The organism is Nocardia anocheti, from assembly GCF_029675105.1.
In the GTDB taxonomy this organism is placed as follows: Bacteria; Actinomycetota; Actinomycetes; order Mycobacteriales; family Mycobacteriaceae; genus Nocardia.
The window spans coordinates 105752-124977 of the sequence record NZ_JAQQFV010000007.1 but is presented as its reverse complement, the minus strand read 5'-3'; the positions used below and the strand labels follow the sequence as shown (position 1 = coordinate 124977).

The window sequence follows — 19226 nt, the reverse complement described above, 5'->3', positions numbered from 1 at the left end:
TGGTCCGTCGACTTGCGCGGGGGCTCCCGGTCGACTGTGATCGCTGATCGTGGCCCACGACTCCCGCACCGCACCGCACGGGCACTTCGCCCGACGCACCCTGTTCACCGGCGGCACGGCCGTCGCGGCGGTCGCGGTCCTGGGGACCGCCGCCCCCGCGCACGCGGCCGAGGGCGTCTTCGGCCACGGTGTCGCCTCCGGTGACCCGCTGCCGGGCGCGGTGATCCTCTGGACGCGCGTGACCGTCGCCGAGGACGCCGTCCCCGGCTCGGGCCTCGGCGAGGCGACCGGCGTGCGCTGGGAGATCGCCACCGACGCCGATTTCGGCGACCTGGCCGCCTCGGGCTCGGTCACCGCCTCGGCCGAGGCCGACCACACGGTCAAGGTCGACGCCACCGGCCTGACCCCGGGCACCGAGTACTTCTACCGCTTCACCGCGCTCGGCCAGACCTCGCCGGTCGGGCGCACCCGCACCGCGCCCGCCGCCGAGGCCGAGGTCGACCGGTTGCGGCTGGGTCTGGTGTCGTGCGCCAACTGGGAGGCGGGCTGGTTCGGCGCCTACCGGCATCTGGCCGCGCGCACCGACCTCGACGCGATCGTGCACCTGGGCGACTACATCTACGAGTACGCGCGCGGCAGGTACACCGGCCGCGACGGGGCGGTGCGCGGGCACGACCCGGTCCACGAGATCCACACCCTGGCCGACTACCGCGTCCGCCACGGCCAGTACAAGACCGACCCCGATCTGACGGCCCTGCACGCGCGGCTGCCGTTCATCTGCACCTGGGACGACCACGAGTCGGCCGACAACTCCTGGCGCGAGGGCGCCGGTCACCACGACCCCGCCGTCGACGGCCCGTGGATCGACCGCAAGGCCGCCTCGACCCGCGCCTACCTGGAGTGGATGCCGGTGCGCGAGACCCGCGCCGACGGGCAGGTGCAGATCTACCGGCGGCTGCGCTTCGGCACCCTGGCCGAACTGTCCATGCTCGATCTGCGCAGCTACCGCGACGAGGAGGCCGGGCCCGGCGCGGGCTGGCGGGTCGCCGACGATCCCGCGCGCACGATCACCGGCCGCGCACAGATGCAGTGGCTCACCGCCGGACTGGTGTCCTCGCCGACCCGCTGGAAACTGGTGGGCAATTCGGTGATGATCGCGCCGCTGGTCTTCCCGCCGCTGGAACCCGCCACCACCGCGGCCGTCACCACCCTGCTCGGCCTGCCCCAGGGTGGGCTCACCGTCAACGGCGACCAGTGGGACGGCTACACCGCCGACCGACGCACCCTGTTCTCGGCCATCACCGACAACCAGGTCAGCGACGTCGTGTTCCTCACCGGCGACATCCACACCTCCTGGGCCGCCGACCTGCCGGTGGACGCCGCGAACTACCCGGGCGGGCCGACCGCGGGCGCGGAGTTCGTCATCCCGTCGGTGACCTCCTCCAGCGTCGGTGACCTGCTGAAGATGCCGCCGCGCACGGCCTCGGTGCCCGCCGAGGAGGCCATCAGGGCGGCCAACCACCATCTGCGCTACGTCGAACTCGACTCGCACGGTTTCGGCGTGCTCGACGTGACGGCCGGGCAGACCCAGATGGACTGGTTCTACGTCCTCGACGTCACCGATCCGGGCAGCGGCGTGCGCCACGGCGTGTCCTTCGCCGTGCCCGCTGGCGGTCGGCTCGAACAGCGCGGTGCGCCGATCGCCTGAGGCGCCCGCGCGGAGGAGAATTCTGGGCACCGGCTGTCGATCTCGGTGGTGGCTGCTCGTCGGTGGAGTAGAGCGGCCCGATCGGCGGGCCGCCGAGTCCACGAAGGAGCGTCATCATGAGCCAGTACCTGGTCCTGATCTACGGCGACGAAGCGGTCCACGCGGCCATGTCACCGGACGAACTCGGCGGCATGCTCGCCGAGCACCGGGCCTTCCAGGAGATCGCGGGCGCCGCGAACCTGGGCGGCAACGCGCTGCAGCCGACCTCGACCGCCACCACCATCCGCCACGACGCCGACGGCACGGCCATCATCACCGACGGCCCGTTCGCCGAGGCCAAGGAGGCACTCGGCGGCTACTACCTGCTGGAGGCACCCGACCTGGACGCGGCCATCGCGCTGGCCTCGCGGGTGCCCGCCACCGGCGGCGTGGAGGTGCGCCCGATCAAGGTCTTCCCGCGCTGAGCACGGTCACCGACGCGGCCGCGGCCGTCGAACAGGCGCACCGACGCGAATGGGCTTTCGTGCTCGCCGCGACGGTGCGCCTGGTGCGCGACCTGGACCTGGCCGAGGAGTGCGTGCAGGACGCCTACGCGACAGCGCTCACCGCGTGGGCGGCCGACGGTGTCCCGGCCCGCCCCGGCGCCTGGCTGACCACGGTGGCCCGCCGACGCGCCCTGGATCTGCTGCGCCGCGACAGCACCTTCCGGCGCGCGCTGCCGAAACTCGTCGTCGACGAACCCGCCGACGACACCGCCGAACTCGCGCTGGCCGAACTGGACGGCCCGGCCATCCCCGACGACCGGCTGCGCCTGATCAGCACCTGCTGTCACCCGGCGCTGGCCCCGCAGGCGCAGGTGGCGCTGACGCTGCGGCTGGTCTGCGGCGTCACCACGGCCGAGGTCGCCCGCGCGTTCCTGGTGAGCGAGGCGACCATGGCCGCGCGGATCACCCGCGCCAAGAAGAAGATCGCGGTGGCGGGAATCCCGTACCGGGTGCCGTCGCTGCGCGAGCTGCCCCAGCGGCTCGACGCCATCTGCGCGGTGATCCACCTGCTGTTCACCACCGGCCACACCGCGCCCGCCGGTGACGTCCTGGTCCGCGTCGATCTGGTCGACCGGGCTCGGCAACTGGCCGCGATGATGCACACCCTGGTCCCCGACGACCCCTCGGTGACCGGTCTGCTCGCGCTGATCCTGCTCACCGACGCCCGCCGGGCCGCCCGGGTGGACGCGACGGGCACCCTGCGCACCCTCGAACACCAGGACCGCGCGCGCTGGGATCGCGCGGCGATCACCGAGGGCGTCGCGCTGGTGAAACAGGCGCTGCCGCACACGGATCGCTACACCCTGCAGGCCGCCATCGCCGCGGTGCACGACGAGGCGCCCACCTGGGCCGAGACGGACTGGCCCGAGATCATCGGCCTGTACCGGATCCTGCTGCGCGTGGCACCGTCCCCGGTGGCGCGCCTGAACCACGCCATCGCGGTCGGCCTCGCCGGAGACCCCGGGCAGGCGTTGGCGCTGCTGGACCCGCTCGGCGCCGAACCCGCGCTGGCGACCTACGGTTACCTCGACGCCGCTCGCGCCGCCTTCCTCGCCGAACTCGGCCGGACCCGTGAGGCCAGCGCCGCCTACGAGTCGGCGCTGCTGCTCACCGACAACGCCGTCGAACGCGCGCATCTGCGGAGCAAGCTGGCCGAGCTCACCACGCACCGACCGCCGCACCCGTGATCACGCCTTCGTCCGGGAGGTCCGGCACCGCGACAACCTCGGGGTCCGGTCACGCCCCTTCGGCGGCCAGTTCCCGCTTCCACTCGCGGAAGCCCTCCTCGGTGCGGCCACGCCGCCAGTAGCCCGAGATCGACAGCCACTTGGGCGCGACCTCGCGTTCCTTGCGCAGGTACGGCCGCAGATTGCGCATCACGGCCTCGGCCTCGCCGTGCACGAAGGCTTGCACCTGGCCGGGCAGCCACTGCGCGGCGCGCACCGCGGCCACCAGCGGGGCGTTGGCCCCGGCCAACTCGTTGGGCACCGCGTCCGAGGACACCCCGCGGTGCACCCAGTGCAGGCGCAGTTCGGCGGGCGACTCGAGGGCGATCTCGTCCTCGGCGCCGCCCACCTCGACGAACACCACCGCGGTCGCGCCCTCGGGCAGTGCCGCGACACCGGCGGCGATGGCGGGCAGCGCGGATTCGTCACCGGCGAACAGGAACCAGTCGGCCGCCGGATCCGGCGCGAACGCCCCACCCGGCCCGAACAGCCGGAACCGCTCCCCGGCCTCGACATCGCGTGCCCAGGGCCCGGCGACCCCGTCGTCGCCGTGCACGACGAAATCGATGGCGATCTCGCCGGTCGCGGGATCGAAGGACCGGACGGTGTAGGTGCGCAGGATCGGCTGACTCTCCGGTCCCAGCGTGGCCCGCACGGTGTCCAGGTCGAACGGCTCGGGATACGTCACGCCCGGCACCGGGAAGATCAGTTTCACGTAGGCGTCGGTGAATTCGTTGGGCCTGAACCCGTCGGGCTCCACGGTGCCGACGACCCGAACCAGATGCGGGGTCAACCACTGCTTACGGACGACGGTGACACTGACCGGCTTCGGCACGACTGCTCCCCATTCCTCGGATGATCCGACCTCCGACGCTACTCCCGTCGCGCCGGAAAGTGGGGTGCTCCTATTCGGCCCAGCGCTCCTCGAGCATGGCCGAGACCTGTTCGGCGAAGTCGCCGACCGCGTCGTCGCCGGTGACGCGCGCGTCCTCGGCCAACGCCGACCAGCGGTTGATCAGCGCCTCCGAGCGCGGCACCGACAGGCCGTGTTCGCGGGCGGTGGCGATGCGGGTGTGGTCGGCGGGCAGGAACCAGTAGGTCGACAGCCACACCCAGATCAGCCGGGCCTCGAGAATCCGCTCGGCCAGCACGTCGTCGTCGGCCAGCGAGGGCCAGACCCCGACCACGGCCGAGCGCCAGGCCTCGACCATCTCCCTGGCGCGACCGCGCGAGAGCTCGAAATCGCACAGGCAGCCGGGGAAGGAGACCAGCGCGTAGGCGATGTCGAGGGTGGCGTCACGGAAACCGCCCCACTCGTAGTCGAGGAACCGCGCGCCCTCGTCGTTCATGATCACGTTGTCCGGGCACAGATCCGACGGGCTGAACGCGCGGTAGCGGCCGCCGGTGAACAGGCGGTTACCGTGCACGATGCGCTCGGCGATCTCACCCGGCACCTCGATGCCGAGCTCGCTGCGCAGCATTCCGGGGACGTCGGCGATCGCGGCCTGGGCCTGCTGGGCGATCCCGTCGACCCGGTGCGCCGAATCGACCCGGCGCATGAGCGCCACGAAGTCGGGTTCGCGGCCGACGGTCGCGGCGTGCATCCGGCCCAGCGCCTGCGCGAAGGCCATCAGCGCGTTGCGGGTGCCCGGCTCGACCCGCGCCCGCAGCACCGAGGTGAGCAGCGCGTTGTCGCCGAGATCCGACAGCACCAGCAACCGGTCGGGCACGCTGTGCGCGATCAGGAAGGCGCCGGGTCGCTGCTCGCGGCTCAGTGCCGTCGTGAACTGATACGACACCGCCTCGCGCAGGAAAGCCGCGTCGATGCTGGCGACGCCGGGAGCCATGCCCCCGGTGCGCCGCTGCGTCGCGGTACCGCGCACCTGTTTCACGATCAGCGTGCGCGGCAACGAGAATGCGTTCTCCGCGACACGCACGCGTAGGACTGTCGTCCTACCACTGCCACTGAGCTCCATCGGATCGCTCAGCTTCACCGGAGCACCCATTCGCTTTGTGAGCAACTGTTGTGCTGCGGACACGACGTCGGCGGCGCGTTCGGCCAATAGTGCGGTCATCGCCTCTCAAGCTACTCGTACCTGGTCACTTCTAGCGAGCGGTTGCACAACCTTTCCGCGTCGCTCGGCGTGTTGGCGCCGAGGTTGCGCGAGTGTGCCTGTTCGCTTGACACACTCGACGGTTGTCGGGTTTTCTCATCGTCAACTGCTGTGCGCCACACCGCAAACCGGTTGAGTCGAAAGGTCTATCACAGTGACCGACACACCGTACGCCGCATCGAGCGATTCCCCCGGTGGGTCGCCAGGTCACGGCGGTGGCGGACAGTTCGCCGGACCACCGAATTCCCCGCCGGGCCCGGGCGGTTCGCCCCCCACCGGCTCCGGCCACAGCAGGCACGGAATGGCCGGTGGCGCAGGGTATCCGCAATTCGAGGGGCCCGGCGCCGCGCAGTACGGCAACGAGCCCGTCGAGCCCGCGCCCCCGATTGCCGGGGCGGGCGCTCCCGCTCCGCACTACGGGCCCGCGGGCACCGGTCCCGGTTACGCCGCCCCGCAGCCGAAACCGGACAGCGCCACCTTCGCCACCGCCCCCGCGTCCGGCGTGTCGGGCGGCGGCACCGGGCAGCCGCCGGGTTACTACCATTCGGGAGCACAGGCCCTCGATATCGGCCGCTCGCTGAGCTACGGCTGGGAACGCTTCCGCGCCAATCCCGGTCCGTGGCTCGGGGTGACCGGCGTCGGGGTACTGATCTATCTCGCTTTCCTCGCCGTCGTCCAGATCTTCGAGCCCACCTCGCTGTTCACGCTGCTGCTGCTGTTCCTGGTCGTGCTGGTGGGCCTGTGGCTGCTGCAGGCGGTGATGGTGCGCGGCGCGCTCTACGAAATCGACGGCTATCCACCGGCATTCGGCTCGTTCTTCCGCTTCGTCAACGCGGGCAATGTCCTGCTGACCTCGCTGCTGGCCTTCGCCGCGACGCTGATCGCCTCGTCGCTGTGCCTGCTGCCCGGCCTGGTCGTCGGGTTCCTGTGCATGTTCTCGCTGCACTTCGTCATCGATCAGGACTACGGTCCGGTCGAGGCGATCAAGGCGAGCGCGCAGCTGGTGATCGCCAACCTGTGGGCCGCGCTGCTGCTGGCCCTGACGATCGCGCTGGTGACCCTCGTCGGCCTGGCGCTGTGCGGGCTCGGGCTCTTCGTCGCGGGGCCGGTGTGCGCGATCGCGGTGACCTACGCCTACCGGATGCTCACCGCGGGCCCGGTCGCGCGCATCTGACCCGGTCTCAGCGGTCGAACGGCGTCCGCATCCCGATCGCGCGCTGGAACCGGCCCACCGGCCCGCTCTCCTCGCCCGCGCGCGGACGCAGCTCGAGCACCACCACCCCGGCCACCACGATGCCGAGCAGGTTCACCGCGAGCTGACCGGCCGACTCGAAGGCCCGATGCCATTCGCCGATGGCCGCGGCCACCACTGCGTACCCCGCGGCCGGGACCGTGGTGACCGAGATGAACACCCCGATCAGGGCCGCCGACTTCGCCGTCACCAGCGAGAGCATCCCCGCCGCCCCCGCCAGCAGCGCGACCACCAGCGAGAACGGTCCGACCTGGTAGATGAAGTCGACATTGTGGGCGTCGATGACCCGTTCGGTGGTGATCCAGCCGAAGTGCTCCCACACCAGCGTCGCGGCCAGCGTGATCGTCATGGCCAGCGGGAAGGCCACCGCCAGCGCGATGACCGAGCGCCGCGCCAGCCGCCAGTTGCGGCGCACCAGCGCCACCGACAGCGCCGCCAGCGGCCCGAACTCCGGGCCCACCACCATGGCGCCGACCACCGTCACCGGCGAGTTCGTCGCGACGCCGATGGAGGCCAGCAGACAGGCGATGGTCAGGAACGCGAGGAAGGTGATGTTGAGGGTGGACTCCTCGTGGGTCTCCTTCAGCAACTGCTCCCAGACCACCGCGTCGGTCGAGTCGCCGGGCGTGGCGCGCTCGGCGCGGTCGGCGGCGTCGGAGAGCACGGTGGTGACCGGACCGAGGGTGATCCCGCCGTGTTCGACGATGCCCAGGCTCTTGACGTCGTCGATCACCTTGTTGGCGCCCTCGCGGGCGACGTCGGCCTGCACCAGATCACCGGCGGGGTCGACGGCGATCCCGGGCGCCACCGTCAGATGGGTGACGCCGGGATCGGCTTCGAGCAGCCGCACCAACGCGTCGGTGTACTCGGTCGGGCTGATGACACGCAGGTGGAGCACCGGGCCTCCTCAGCGCGGGTACGGCGCTACTTCGCCTCGGCGGCCTTCGGCGCGTCGGCGGCCTTGCCCTCGCCCTTGGGCTCGGGCTTGGCGTCGATACCGGCTTCCTTGCGCTGCTGCGGGGTGATCGGCGCGGGCGCGTCGGTGAGCGGGTCGACGCCGCCGCCGGTCTTCGGGAAGGCGATGACCTCGCGGATGGAGTCCTCGCCCGCCAGCAGCGCGGTGATGCGGTCCCAGCCGAAGGCGATGCCGCCGTGCGGCGGGGCGCCGTAGGAGAAGGCGTCGAGCAGGAAGCCGAACTTCTCCTGGGCCTCGTCGTGGCCGATGCCCATCACCTTGAACACGCGTTCCTGCACATCGCGGCGGTGGATACGGATGGAACCGCCACCGATCTCGTTGCCGTTGCAGACGATGTCGTAGGCGTAGGCCAGCGCCGAACCCGGGTCGGTGTCGAAGGTGTCCATCGACTCCGGCTTGGGCGAGGTGAAGGCGTGGTGCACCGCGGTCCAGGCCGAGTAGCCCAGGGCCACGTCACCGCTGGCGGTGGCGTCGGCGGTCGGCTCGAACATGGGGGCGTCGACGATCCAGACGAAGGCCCAGGCGTTCGGGTCGATGAGGTCGCACTTGCGCGCGATCTCGCCGCGCGCGGCGCCCAGCAGCGCGCGCTGCGCCTTGGTCGGGCCCGCGGCGAAGAACACGCAGTCACCCGGCTCGGCGCCGACGTGCTTGGCCAGGCCCTCGCGCTCGGCGTCGGAGAGGTTCTTGGCGACCGGGCCGCCCAGGGTGCCGTCCTCGTTGACCAGGATGTAGGCCAGACCCTTGGCGCCACGCTGCTTGGCCCACTCCTGCCAGGCGTCGAGCTGACGACGGGGCTGGCTCGCGCCGCCGGGCATGACGACCGCGCCCACGTACTCGGCCTGGAACACCCGGAACGGGGTCTGCGCGAAGAACTCGGTGCACTCGGTGATCTCGACACCGAAGCGCAGGTCGGGCTTGTCCGAGCCGAAGCGGCGCATGGCCTCGGCGTAGGTCATGTGCGGGATCGGGGTCTCGATCTCGTAGCCGACCAGGCTCCACAAGGCGGTGAGCACGTCCTCGGCCAGCAGGATCACGTCCTCCTGGCGCACGAAGCTCATCTCGATGTCGAGCTGGGTGAACTCGGGCTGGCGGTCGGCGCGGAAGTCCTCGTCGCGGTAGCAGCGCGCGATCTGAAAGTAGCGCTCGATACCGCCGACCATGAGCAGCTGCTTGAACAGCTGCGGGCTCTGCGGCAACGCGTAGAAGCTGCCCGGCTGCAGGCGCGCGGGGACCAGGAAGTCGCGGGCGCCCTCGGGGGTCGAGCGGGTCAGCGTGGGGGTCTCCACCTCGACGAACTCGTGGCGGGCCAGCACCTCGCGGGCGGCGGCGTTGACCTTGGAGCGCAGCCGGATGGCGTGCGCGGGGCCCTCGCGGCGCAGGTCGAGGTAGCGGTACTTGAGGCGGGCCTCGTCGCCGGGGGTCTCGTCGAGCTGGAACGGCAGCGGCGCACTCTCGTTGAGCACCACCAGTTCCTTGACGTCGATCTCGATCTGCCCGGTCGGCAGCTCCGGGTTCTCGTTGCCGTCGGGACGCTGCTCCACCACACCGGTGATCTGCACGACGTACTCCGCGCGCAGCTTGTGGGCCTGTTCGGCCGCCGCACCCTCGCGGAACACGGCCTGCGCGACACCGGAGGCATCACGCAGATCGATGAAGATCACGCCACCGTGGTCACGACGCCGGGCCACCCAGCCGGTGAGGGTGACGGTCTGACCGGCGTGCTCGCTTCGCAGCGAACCAGCCAAGTGGGTGCGCAGCACGGTATTCCTTTCGACGAGTTGTCGCACCCGCGGAGAAACCAGGCGCACCGCCATCGTAGTGAGACACGTTCGCGGAGTGAAAACCGATATCCGGGTGACCGTGTCAAGCTTGTGACACATGCCCGCCGTCCGCCACGCCCGCCGACGGTGAATCATGCTGTTGGACAGCTGGACAACCGAGCGAAGGCGAGTACGTCGATGACCTTCAACGAAGGTATGCAGATCGATCCGGGACGGGCATCCTCGGGCGGTGGACCCGGCATGGGCGGCAAACTCGCCATCGGCGGCGGCGCGGGCGGTCTGATCCTGCTGGTGATCACCCTGTTGCTGGGCGGGGACCCCGGCTCGGTGCTGGGCAACTTCACCGGCGCGCAGACCGAGCCTGGTCAGGGCGCCACCGCGGGCACCCCCGCGCACTGCAAGACCGGCGCCGACGCCAACAAGTACGTCGACTGCCGGATCGTGGCCACCACGCAGAGCCTCGACGGCGTCTGGTCGCAGGAGCTGCCGAAGCAGACCGGCACCCGCTATGTGGAGCCGAAGCTGGTGCTGTTCTCCGGCGCCGTGAGCACCGGCTGTGGCAACGCCACCAGCGAGGTGGGTCCGTTCTACTGCCCGGCCGACCAGACCGCCTACTTCGACACCAGCTTCTTCCAGGAGCTCACCGATCGCTTCGGCGCCAGCGGCGGCCCGCTGGCCCAGGAATACGTGGTGGCGCACGAGGTGGGTCACCACATCCAGAATCAGCTCGGCGACATCGGTCGGGCCCAGCGCGACCCGAAGGGCGCGCAGTCCGGTGCGGTCCGCACCGAGCTGCAGGCCGACTGCTACGCGGGCATCTGGGCGCACTTCGCCGACAAGCAGCCCGCGCCGGGCGCCAGTCAGCCGTTCCTGAACCCGCTGACCGACAACGACATCCGTGACGCGCTCTCGGCCGCCAACGCCGTGGGCGACGACCGGATCCAGCGGTCGGCCGGGCGCGGGGTCAATCCCGAGTCCTGGACACACGGCTCCTCCGAGCAGCGCCAGAAGTGGTTCCTCGCCGGATACCGGACCGGCCAGGTGTCCTCCTGTGACACCTATTCCGCGGGTGACCTGAACAACCCACCCGGGCTACGCTGACCCCCGAACACGACACCGACACATCGCCTTTCGAGGGGAACCCATGCGCCTGACCATGACCGGACTGCTCGTCTGCGCTCTCGCACTGCCCGGCCTGAGCGCCGCGGCCCACGCGGAGCCGACGCCGCTACCGCTGGTCAGCCTGACCACGATCCCCGACGGCTGGTCGCAGCGCACCGACCTGCGCCCGGTGCTGCAGGTGTTCGCCGACGGCAAGGCCGTGCACAGTCCCGACGCGGTGAGCAAGGACCGCAAACCCGAGACGGCGGCGAAGATGGTGACGGGCACGGTCGACGCCGAGGTGCTCGCGGCGGCCAGGGACGAGATCGCCGCGCTGGCCGAGGTCGATTTCGGGGTCCCCGCCGGGGACGGCAAGGGCAGCCAGATCATCGACCTGATGCCCGACGACCCGGCCGGTGAGGTCCACCTGGTGGTCTACTCCCCCACCTCCGCCGACGGCCTCAATGGTGAGCAGCAGGCCGCGCGCAAGCGGTTCACCGACCTCTACAAGAAGCTGGTCGACGCCTTCAAGAGCTGAGTGCCCGTCGAGAACGGAGTGCGCGAGGGCGCCGGTGGTCACCGACCACCGGCGCCCTCGTCGCTCAGAACCGGTCTTCGTCGGCGTCGCGCTCGTCCTCGTGCACCGCGCCGATGACATCCGGGGTGGATTCCCCGAGCGGCCCGGTGAGGTCGTCGTTGCCGGTGCGGCTCTGGTAGGCCTGCACGGTGCGGCCGTGCTCGTCGTCGTTGCCGCCGCGCTGACCCGCACCCGCGCCCGCACCGCTACCGCCGCCCATGAAGTTGGACCCGCCGGTGCTCGCGGTGGTGGTGTTGCCCAGGCCGGTACCCAGACCCGTGCCCATCATCCGGCCCGCCGTGCCCGGTACCGCGGCACCCGGCACACCGGCCGACTTCGGCGTCCCCGAACTCGGCGTGCCGCCGGTGCTGCCACCCGCGCCACCGCCGCCGCCCCTGGCCACGCCGAGGGCGCCCAGCGAGGAGCCGGGGCTGCCGGTGGAGCCACCGGTGCCCAGACCCGACGGGGTGGTGCCCGGCGTCGTGGTGGTGCCGGGCGTGGTGGTGGTCGCCGCGGTGGTGGAGTCGTCGGTGCCGGTGAGGGCTTCCTGCGCCTGCGTGAGCAGCGGTTCGCCGATGTTCTCCGACACCGCCGAGAGCGCTTCCTCCGGCGAGGGCAGGCCGCTCTGCGCGGCGAGCTGCTGCACCACACCGCTGAGTTCGGCGGTGTGCCCGGCCAGCTGACCTCGGGTCACGTTCACCACGGTGACCGCCTCGCCCAGGTGCTCGGTGGCCAGGCCGATGAGCGCGGCCTGGGTGGGCGGCAGCATGATCGTCGGCGCGAGCGCGGCGGCCTGCGCGGCGAAGGTGGTGGCGATGGTCGACAGCTGCGCGTTGCCCGACTGGACCACCGTGGCGGCCTGCTGGGTGAGCGCGGCGATGTCGATACCGCGCTGGCTGGTCTCCTCACCCTCGGTCTGGGCCTGCTGGCTGGCCGTGGTCGCGGCGTCGGAGGACTGGCCCTCCCACAGCTGCTGGACGGTCTTCACCCCGCCCTGCGCCACGCTCATGGCCTGCTCGATGATCGCCGAGGAGCTGCTCAGGATCGAGGTGGGGTCGATCGAGCCGAACACGCCGGAGCCGAAGCTGCTCAGCAGCGACAGCAGCGGCTCGAAGAGGGTTTCGATGCCGGGCAGCTCGGGCAGCGACAGCCCGCTCAGCAGCGCCGCGACCGGGTCCTCGGTCTGGGTGGTGCTCGCGGCCGAGGTGTTGCCCGCGCTGGTGGTCCCGCCCGCGGTGGTGCCCGCCAGCGCGCTCTTGGCCTGGTCGAACACGGTCTGCGTGTTGGCCAGGACCGGCGCGACGAGCGCGTCGATCGAGGTCTGCGCGTCACCGAACGCCGTGGCGGCGTCGTCGGCGGCACCGGAGAGGATGTCCTGGGCGTCCACCGAGCCGTCGGTGAGCCCGGACAGGCCCGACAGCCCCGCGGTGGGCAGGGTGCCCGCGGCCTGGGTGTCGTCGGTGATCTTCTGGGCCAGGGTGAGGATCGGTTCGTCGACGTCTTCGGGCAGCTGCACCAGCGGCACGTCGAGGATGGCCTGGCTGGCGTAGTCGACCGGGGCGGCGGCCAGCGCGGTCTCGGTGGCGGCGTCGGCGGCGGCCAGGGCGGCATCGGGAGTGATGACGCCCGCGTCGGCGCTCAGCGGCTTCATGCGCCGCCGCCGATCCCGGCGGTCTGGCGCGCGAGGTCGGCCGCGCGGGACAGATCCTCGGTCTCGAAGGTCACCGAGGTCTTGAAGGCGGCGTCCGAGAGCGAACTGAACTTGGCGGACAGGTCGTTGATGTCCTTGGCCTGCAGCGTCTGCGCGACCGCGAACATCGCCAGGTAGTCGGCGCCGATCAGGCCGAACACCGGCGTCATCGCGGCGACGTTGCCCGCCGCGTCGGTGATGCCCGCCGAGGCGACGTTCGCGGCCACCACGGAATTGGTCGCGGCGAAGGCCGTGACAGCATCGGTTTCGACCGAGAGATCGGTCATGCGAAATCCCCCCAACTCGTCGTGAAAAGTCTTCTCCGGGTTGCGCGGTCGGTGGCCACGGAACTCCCGGCGCGACACCCCGACAGCGCAGTGCACCGAATATAGCCGAACACCCCGACGCGTTTCGACCCGTGTCGCCGGTGGATCTGCCCGATTCCCTAGGAAAACTAGAACCTGTTCTATATCCTCGGGCGCATGAAGGTCGCAGTGACCGGCGCAGCCGGCTACCTCGGTACCAACTTGATCCCGCAGCTCGTCGAGCGCGGCCACGACGTCGTGGCCATCGACCGCGCCGCCCCGACCACCACCGACCCGGCCGTGACCTGGGTCGAGGGCGACGTGCTCGACCCCGCCTCGATGCGCTCGGCGCTGGCCGACGCCGAGGTGGTGTACCACCTGGTCGCGCTGATCACCCTCGCCGAGAAGAACGATCTGGCGTGGCGGGTCAACACCGAGGGCGTACGCGTCACCGCCGAGGCGGCGCTCGAGGTCGGCGCCCGCCGGTTCGTGCACACCAGTTCCATCCACGCCTTCGACCAGTACCGCGCGGGCGGGCACATCGACGAGACGACCGTCCGCTCGGCCGATCCGGACCTGCCGGTCTACGACCGCTCCAAATGGGCGGGCGAGCAGGCGCTGCGTCCGGTGATCGAGCGCGGCCTGGACGCGGTGATCGTCAACCCGACGGGCGTCTACGGCCCGGTCGACCACCCCGAGCGCCTGTCGCGACTCAATCGCACCGTACTCGAGGCCGTGCGCGGGCGGATGCCGGTGATGATCGGCGGCGGGTTCGACCTGGTCGACGTGCGCGATGTGGCCAAGGGTCTGATCCTGGCGGGCGAGAAGGGCCGCACCGGCGAGAACTACCTGCTCGGCGGCGAACTCACCATGCTCATCGACCTGTGCCGGATGGCCGCGGCGCACACCGGCGCCAAGGGCCCGCGCTTCGCCATCCCGGCCAAGGCGCTGGGCGCGATCCTGCCGGTGGTGGAACCGATCAGCAAGCGGCTCGGTTCCGACATCCTGTCCAAGGCCGCCCTCGGCGCGGTGATCGCGGCGCCGCGCGTGGACCACGGCAAGGCCGAACGCGAGCTCGGCTACCAGCCGCGCCCGGTCCGCGAGACCGTGGCCGACCTGGTCGATTTCCTGCGGGCCCCGCGCGCCGCTTGACAGTAGTTCGAACACATGTTCGACTCGTGGGGTGCGGTGGCAGAGTCAGACCCTCGACGCCGAGGACGGCGCCCTGCCCGGGCTCACCCGGGCCGGGCTGGTCCGCACCGTCCGCACCCCCGAGTTCGACGGCATCACCTTCCACGAGGTGCTCTGCAAGAGCGCGCTGAACAAGATGCCGGAGAGCTCGGCGCTGCCGTTCCGCTGGACCATCAATCCGATGCGCGGGTGCTCCCACGCCTGTCGGTACTGCTTCGCGCGCGGCAGTCACGAGTATCTGGGCCTGGATGCCGGGCGGGATTTCGATTCCGAGATCGTGGTGAAGACCAATGTCGCCGCGGTGCTGCGGCGGGAGCTGGGCCGCCGCTCCTGGCAGCGCGAGGCGGTGGCGCTGGGGACCAATACCGATCCCTACCAGCGCGCCGAGGGGCGATATCGGTTGATGCCCGGCATCATTCGCGCGCTGACCGAGGCGCGCACCCCGTTCTCGATTCTCACCAAGGGTCCGCTGTTGCGCCGCGATCTGCCGCTGCTCGTGGAGGCGGCGCGGCAGGTGGAGGTCAGCGTGGCCGTCTCGATCGCGATTCTCGATCCGGACCTGCACCGCAGTCTCGAACCGGGCACCCCCGAACCCCGGGCGCGTCTGGAGCTGGTGCGCGCGCTGGCCGAGGCGGGATTCACGGTGCACGTCATGGCCGCGCCCATCATTCCGTGCCTGACCGACAGCCGCGCGCATCTCGACGCGCTCGTCTCCGCCATCGCCGAGGCGGGCGCCACCAGCGCCACGGCCTTCCCGATGAATCTGCGCGGCCCGACCCGCGACTGGTTCCTCGGTTGGCTGGCCACCGAACACCCGGCGCTGATGCGCCGCTACCGGCAGCTCTACGCCCGGGGCGGCACCGTCGCCCCCACCTACCGCACGTGGCTGCGGGAGCGGGTCGATCCGCTGCTCACCGCACACGGCCTGCACCGGCCGCAGGGGCCGACCACGCCCTCGGCCCCGCCGCCGCCCGCACCGGCCGATCAGCTCGCGCTGTTCGGCTGATCGAGGCACCGCGGCGGCCCATCGAAGCCGACGAGCTCAGGTCAGCTCGGCGACCTCGGTATCGGTGAGCACCACGGGCGACACCGCGTCCTTGGCCCGCACCAGCCGCACCGCGCGATACAGCGGCCGCTCGCCCAGGCCCGCGTCGCGCGCCTCCGCGCGCAACTGCGACACCAGGACCGCCGACACCGAGACCGCGGCGGCCAGGTCGCTGGCCGAGAGCGCGTCGGCGAGCTTGCGTAGACCGAGCAGGTGCAGTTCACGGCCGCTGCCCGCGTCGGTGTACATCGCCAGCGGAACCAGCTGGGTCTCGGCGCCGACGGTCACCTTCAGCACGATCCGGCTCAGCCGACCGGAGAACACCAGCAGGTGCACGCCGGTCGCGTCGGCCAGGTCGACCCGGTGTTCACCGAGCAGGCGGCGGGCCCGGATCACGCTGCCGCTCAACCACATCCGCCTGCGCCCGAAGGCCAGCGCGTAGCCCAGGGTGGGCACCGAGACGACCAGTCCGAGCACGAGCGCGAAGGGCCAACTCAGCCAGATCGCCGCGAGCAGCCCCACCACAGCGCCGAAGGCGAGCGCGCCCAGGGCGAGCCTGCGCAGCATCGGCGCGAACACCTCGGGCGCCACCAGGTCGATACCGACCGGTTCCGCGCGGCCGGAATCCCCGTTCAACCCTGTTCCCTCTCCACCGGTCAGCGGCGGGTCCGGTGACGGCGCGGTCAGCCTACCGCGCCGTCACCGCCCGGATCAGTTGCCGAGCGCGTCGCGCAGCACCGCGACGACCTCGTCCAGCGGCACCGGCCGCTGCTCGCCGGTGGCCATCTCCTTGACGCCCACGGTGCCCTCGGCCAGGTCTCGATCGCCCAGGACCAGGGTGTATTTCGCGCCCGAGCGGTCGGCGCCCTTCATCGCGCCCTTCATCCCACGCCCGCCGTAGGCCAGGTCCACGCTCACGCCCGCCCCGCGCAGCTCACCCGCCAGGGCGACCATCCGCGCCTTGGCGGCGTCACCGAGGGCGACGCCGTAGACCTGGCAGCGCGCCGGATCGGCCGCCGACTTGCCCTCGGCCGCCAGTGCCAGCACGGTGCGGTCCACGCCGATGCCGAAGCCGATCCCGGACAGCGGCTGCCCGCCGAGCTCGGCCATCAGCCCGTCGTAGCGGCCGCCACCACCGATGCCGGACTGGGCGCCCAGCTGGTCGTGCACGAACTCGAAGGTGGTCTTGGTGTAGTAGTCCAGGCCGCGCACCATGCGCGGGTTCACCACGTACGGCACGCCGAGCGCGTCGAGGTGGCCCAGGACCTGCTCGAAGTGCGCCTTGGCCGATTCCGAGAGGTGATCGATCATCAGCGGCGCGTTCGCGGTCAGCTCCCGCACCTCCGGGCGCTTGTCGTCGAGCACGCGCAGCGGGTTGATCTCGGCGCGGCGGCGGGTCTCCTCGTCCAGCGGCAGGCCGAGCAGGAACTCCTGCAGCAGCTCGCGGTACTGCGGACGGCAGGTCTCGTCGCCGAGGGAGGTGATCTCCAGGCGGAACCCCTCCAGGCCCAGGCTCCGGAAACCGGCGTCGGCGATGGCGATGACCTCGGCGTCGAGGGCGGGATCGTCCACGCCGATGGCCTCGATGCCGACCTGCTGGAGCTGACGGTAGCGACCGGCCTGCGGCCGCTCGTAGCGGAAGAACGGACCGGCGTAGCACAGCTTGAGCGGCAGCTGACCGCTCTTGTCGAGGCCGTGCTGGATGACCGCGCGCATGACACCCGCGGTGCCTTCGGGACGCAGCGTGAAGCTCTCGCCGTTGCGGTCGGCGAAGGTCCACATCTCCTTGCTGACCACGTCGGTCGACTCGCCGACACCCCGTGCGAACAGGGCGGTCTGTTCGAAAACCGGCAGCTCGATGTGGCCGTACCCGGCGAGTCGGGCGGCGTGGATCAAGCCGTCGCGGACGGCGACGAACTCGGCCGAGCCGGGCGGCACATAATCCGGGACCCCCTTCGGGGCGGTGAAGCTGCTGGTCTTGGTCACGATCATCCAGTTTTCCCCACGGGCGCCCCTCGCGTCCAACCGGTTACCCTCTAGACGAAATCGACGACACGGGAGGAACGCGGTAGTGCCGAGTAACGAACAGCGACGGGCGGCGGCCAAGCGCAAGCTGGAGCGCCAGCTGGCCCGACGGGCCGAGCAGGAGAAGAAGCGCAAGCGCCTGATGATCGCGGGCTCGGCCCTGGGTGTCGTCGTGGTCGCCGCCGCGGCGGTGGGCGTGTACTTCCTCACCAAGGGCGGTGACGAGGACGCCACGGCCGCCGAGTCGTCCTCGGCGGTGCCGACCACGCAGTTCGTCAACACCCCGCTCGACCTGCCCGGCCCGCCGCCCGCCGCGGCCAAGCCCGCCACGGTCGACTGCTCCTACCCGGCCGACACCGAGCCGCCCGCCAAGCCGGTCACCGCGCCGTCGGTGACCTCGGTGGCCACCGACGGCCCCGAGGTGAAGGTCTCCATCGACTCCACCCAGGGCCCGATCGGCCTGTCGCTCAACAGCGCGCAGGCCCCGTGCACGGTCAACTCGCTGGTGAGCCTGGCCCAGCAGGGCTACTTCGACAAGACCAGCTGCCACCGCATCGTGGCCAGCCCCGGCTTCGGCATCCTGCAGTGCGGTGACCCGACGGCCAGCGGTCGCGGCGGACCCGGCTACAGCTTCGACAACGAGTACCCGACCGATCTGTTCGCGCCCACCGACCCGGCGCTGAACCAGCCGGTCAACTACCAGCGCGGCGTGGTCGCCATGGCCAACGCGGGCACCTCGCCCGACGGCAAGGGCACCAACGGCAGTCAGTTCTTCCTGGTCTTCGGCGACACCCAGCTGCCGCCGAACTACACCATCTTCGGCACCATCGACGAGGCCGGACTGGCCACGCTGGACAAGGTCGCCGGGGGTGGCGTGGAAGGCGGCGCCGAGGACGGCGGGCCCGCCATTCCGATCTCGTTCAACACGGTGAAGGTCGGCTGACACTCGCCCACCGAGCCCGGCACGGACCGGTCACCCGCACGGTGACCGGTCCGTTTCCGTTTCGCCGACCTCGACACGTGCGCTGGGCCTCCGCTCGTGTCCTCATCGAGGTAGGCTCAGATGTCCACTTCCACAGCGGCATCGGGGAGCAGTCATGGCGGAACTCGACGACATCGGCAGCGAAACAGCGTCCATGATGCGCACCATGCTGCAGATGGCCACGCTCGTCGCCCTGAAGTCGCGCGAGCACGGTCAGAAAGAGGCCGAGGCCCGCGCCAAGGCGGTCGAGGCCAAGATCAAGGAAGCCAAGGAACTGCAGCTGCGCGAGGCGCGCGATCTCAAGGCCAAGGACCCGCGCAACATCGAACTCGTGCAGATGATGTCACTGGGCAACAAAGCCGTCGAACCACGCGGCATCAGCCTCGAGAAGGACCCGTCCTCACCGTTCGCTTCCGCGTCCGTGGCCGCGAACCCCCCGCAGGTCGGCTACGACACCGTGGAGCGTCGGGCCGCCATCGCCGCCCACCTCGACCGCGCCGGGGTCGCGCCCGAACTGAGCCAGGTGCGCATGCTCGTCGAGATGGGCCAGGGCATCTCGCCCGACGACGCGATCCGCCTGCACGACGCAGCTGCCCGGCACACGCCGCTGCGTGCTCGCGGGCTCGAAGCGCGCGGGCTCGAGCGCGGCCTGGAACGCGGCATCGAACGGTGACGTTCCGCGATGCTCGGCGGGCCGCCCCGGCCCAC

The 19226-nt window shown here is 71.2% G+C and carries 18 protein-coding genes; 10 read left to right on the top strand and 8 right to left on the bottom strand.

What is annotated here, in order from left to right:
• Window positions 1-49: 49 nt before the first annotated feature.
• From QC180_RS19560 to QC180_RS19550, 3 genes are all read left to right on the top strand, one after another.
• Complete coding sequence (locus QC180_RS19560) at window positions 50-1708, top strand: alkaline phosphatase D family protein (RefSeq protein WP_474646490.1); 1659 nt, start codon at window positions 50-52, stop codon at window positions 1706-1708.
• A 116-nt stretch (window positions 1709-1824) separates the two neighbouring features.
• Window positions 1825-2172, top strand: a complete 348-nt coding sequence (locus QC180_RS19555) for a YciI family protein (RefSeq protein WP_278264218.1) — start codon at window positions 1825-1827, stop codon at window positions 2170-2172.
• A gap of 59 nt (window positions 2173-2231) precedes the next feature.
• Window positions 2232-3440, top strand: coding sequence for an RNA polymerase sigma factor (locus tag QC180_RS19550; protein ID WP_278264217.1), 1209 nt, complete (start codon window positions 2232-2234; stop codon window positions 3438-3440).
• A 49-nt stretch (window positions 3441-3489) separates the two neighbouring features.
• On the opposite strand, the gene QC180_RS19545 is transcribed toward QC180_RS19550, so the two are convergent.
• Window positions 3490-4314 carry a siderophore-interacting protein gene (locus tag QC180_RS19545; protein WP_278264216.1) on the bottom strand — a complete coding sequence of 275 codons (825 nt, stop codon included), beginning with the start codon at window positions 4312-4314 and terminating at the stop codon, window positions 3490-3492.
• Window positions 4315-4384: 70 nt separating this feature from the next.
• A complete protein-coding gene (locus QC180_RS19540; RefSeq protein ID WP_278264215.1) occupies window positions 4385-5554 on the bottom strand; it encodes a phosphotransferase family protein in 1170 nt (389 codons plus the stop codon).
• Window positions 5555-5747: 193 nt separating this feature from the next.
• Here QC180_RS19540 and QC180_RS19535 point away from each other — a divergent pair, with 193 nt between their 5' ends.
• Entirely contained in the window at window positions 5748-6767 is a 1020-nt protein-coding gene (locus tag QC180_RS19535; RefSeq protein WP_278264214.1) for a hypothetical protein, read from the top strand.
• Window positions 6768-6774: 7 nt separating this feature from the next.
• Here the strand turns inward: QC180_RS19535 and QC180_RS19530 are convergent, their stop codons facing one another.
• Together QC180_RS19530 and aspS are read right to left on the bottom strand one after the other, a co-directional pair.
• Window positions 6775-7743, bottom strand: a complete 969-nt coding sequence (locus tag QC180_RS19530; RefSeq protein ID WP_278264213.1) for a DUF389 domain-containing protein — start codon at window positions 7741-7743, stop codon at window positions 6775-6777.
• 26 nt (window positions 7744-7769) lie between these two features.
• Window positions 7770-9581: an aspartate--tRNA ligase gene (aspS, locus tag QC180_RS19525; protein ID WP_278264212.1), complete on the bottom strand. Its 1812-nt coding sequence runs from the start codon at window positions 9579-9581 to the stop codon at window positions 7770-7772.
• A gap of 198 nt (window positions 9582-9779) precedes the next feature.
• Between aspS and ypfJ the strand changes: the two genes are divergently transcribed.
• Together ypfJ and QC180_RS19515 are read left to right on the top strand one after the other, a co-directional pair.
• On the top strand, window positions 9780-10703 hold the full coding sequence (gene ypfJ / locus QC180_RS19520; RefSeq protein WP_278264211.1) for a KPN_02809 family neutral zinc metallopeptidase: 924 nt from the start codon (window positions 9780-9782) through the stop codon (window positions 10701-10703).
• A gap of 43 nt (window positions 10704-10746) precedes the next feature.
• Complete coding sequence (locus QC180_RS19515) at window positions 10747-11241, top strand: hypothetical protein (RefSeq protein ID WP_278264210.1); 495 nt, start codon at window positions 10747-10749, stop codon at window positions 11239-11241.
• Window positions 11242-11305: 64 nt separating this feature from the next.
• Here QC180_RS19515 and QC180_RS19510 read toward each other — a convergent pair whose 3' ends face one another.
• Together QC180_RS19510 and QC180_RS19505 are read right to left on the bottom strand one after the other, a co-directional pair.
• Window positions 11306-12931: a hypothetical protein gene (locus QC180_RS19510; RefSeq protein ID WP_278264209.1), complete on the bottom strand. Its 1626-nt coding sequence runs from the start codon at window positions 12929-12931 to the stop codon at window positions 11306-11308.
• A complete protein-coding gene (locus QC180_RS19505) occupies window positions 12928-13257 on the bottom strand; it encodes a type VII secretion target (RefSeq protein WP_278264208.1) in 330 nt (109 codons plus the stop codon). Before QC180_RS19505 ends, QC180_RS19510 begins: the two co-directional genes overlap by 4 nt.
• 195 nt (window positions 13258-13452) lie before the next feature.
• On the opposite strand from QC180_RS19505, the gene QC180_RS19500 reads away from it, so the two are divergent.
• Complete coding sequence (locus tag QC180_RS19500) at window positions 13453-14427, top strand: NAD-dependent epimerase/dehydratase family protein (RefSeq protein ID WP_278264207.1); 975 nt, start codon at window positions 13453-13455, stop codon at window positions 14425-14427.
• A 31-nt stretch (window positions 14428-14458) separates the two neighbouring features.
• Window positions 14459-15472, top strand: coding sequence for an Rv2578c family radical SAM protein (locus tag QC180_RS19495; protein WP_278264206.1), 1014 nt, complete (start codon window positions 14459-14461; stop codon window positions 15470-15472).
• Between the two features lie 36 nt (window positions 15473-15508).
• Here the strand turns inward: QC180_RS19495 and QC180_RS19490 are convergent, their stop codons facing one another.
• Window positions 15509-16147 (bottom strand): hypothetical protein, encoded by a 639-nt coding sequence (locus tag QC180_RS19490; RefSeq protein ID WP_278264205.1) that lies wholly within the window; start codon window positions 16145-16147, stop codon window positions 15509-15511.
• Window positions 16148-16222: 75 nt separating this feature from the next.
• On the bottom strand, window positions 16223-17497 hold the full coding sequence (gene hisS / locus QC180_RS19485; RefSeq protein WP_278264529.1) for a histidine--tRNA ligase: 1275 nt from the start codon (window positions 17495-17497) through the stop codon (window positions 16223-16225).
• A gap of 85 nt (window positions 17498-17582) precedes the next feature.
• Between hisS and QC180_RS19480 the strand changes: the two genes are divergently transcribed.
• Window positions 17583-18479: a peptidylprolyl isomerase gene (locus tag QC180_RS19480; protein ID WP_278264204.1), complete on the top strand. Its 897-nt coding sequence runs from the start codon at window positions 17583-17585 to the stop codon at window positions 18477-18479.
• A gap of 154 nt (window positions 18480-18633) precedes the next feature.
• Window positions 18634-19191 (top strand): hypothetical protein, encoded by a 558-nt coding sequence (locus tag QC180_RS19475; RefSeq protein ID WP_278264203.1) that lies wholly within the window; start codon window positions 18634-18636, stop codon window positions 19189-19191.
• Window positions 19192-19226: the final 35 nt, after the last annotated feature.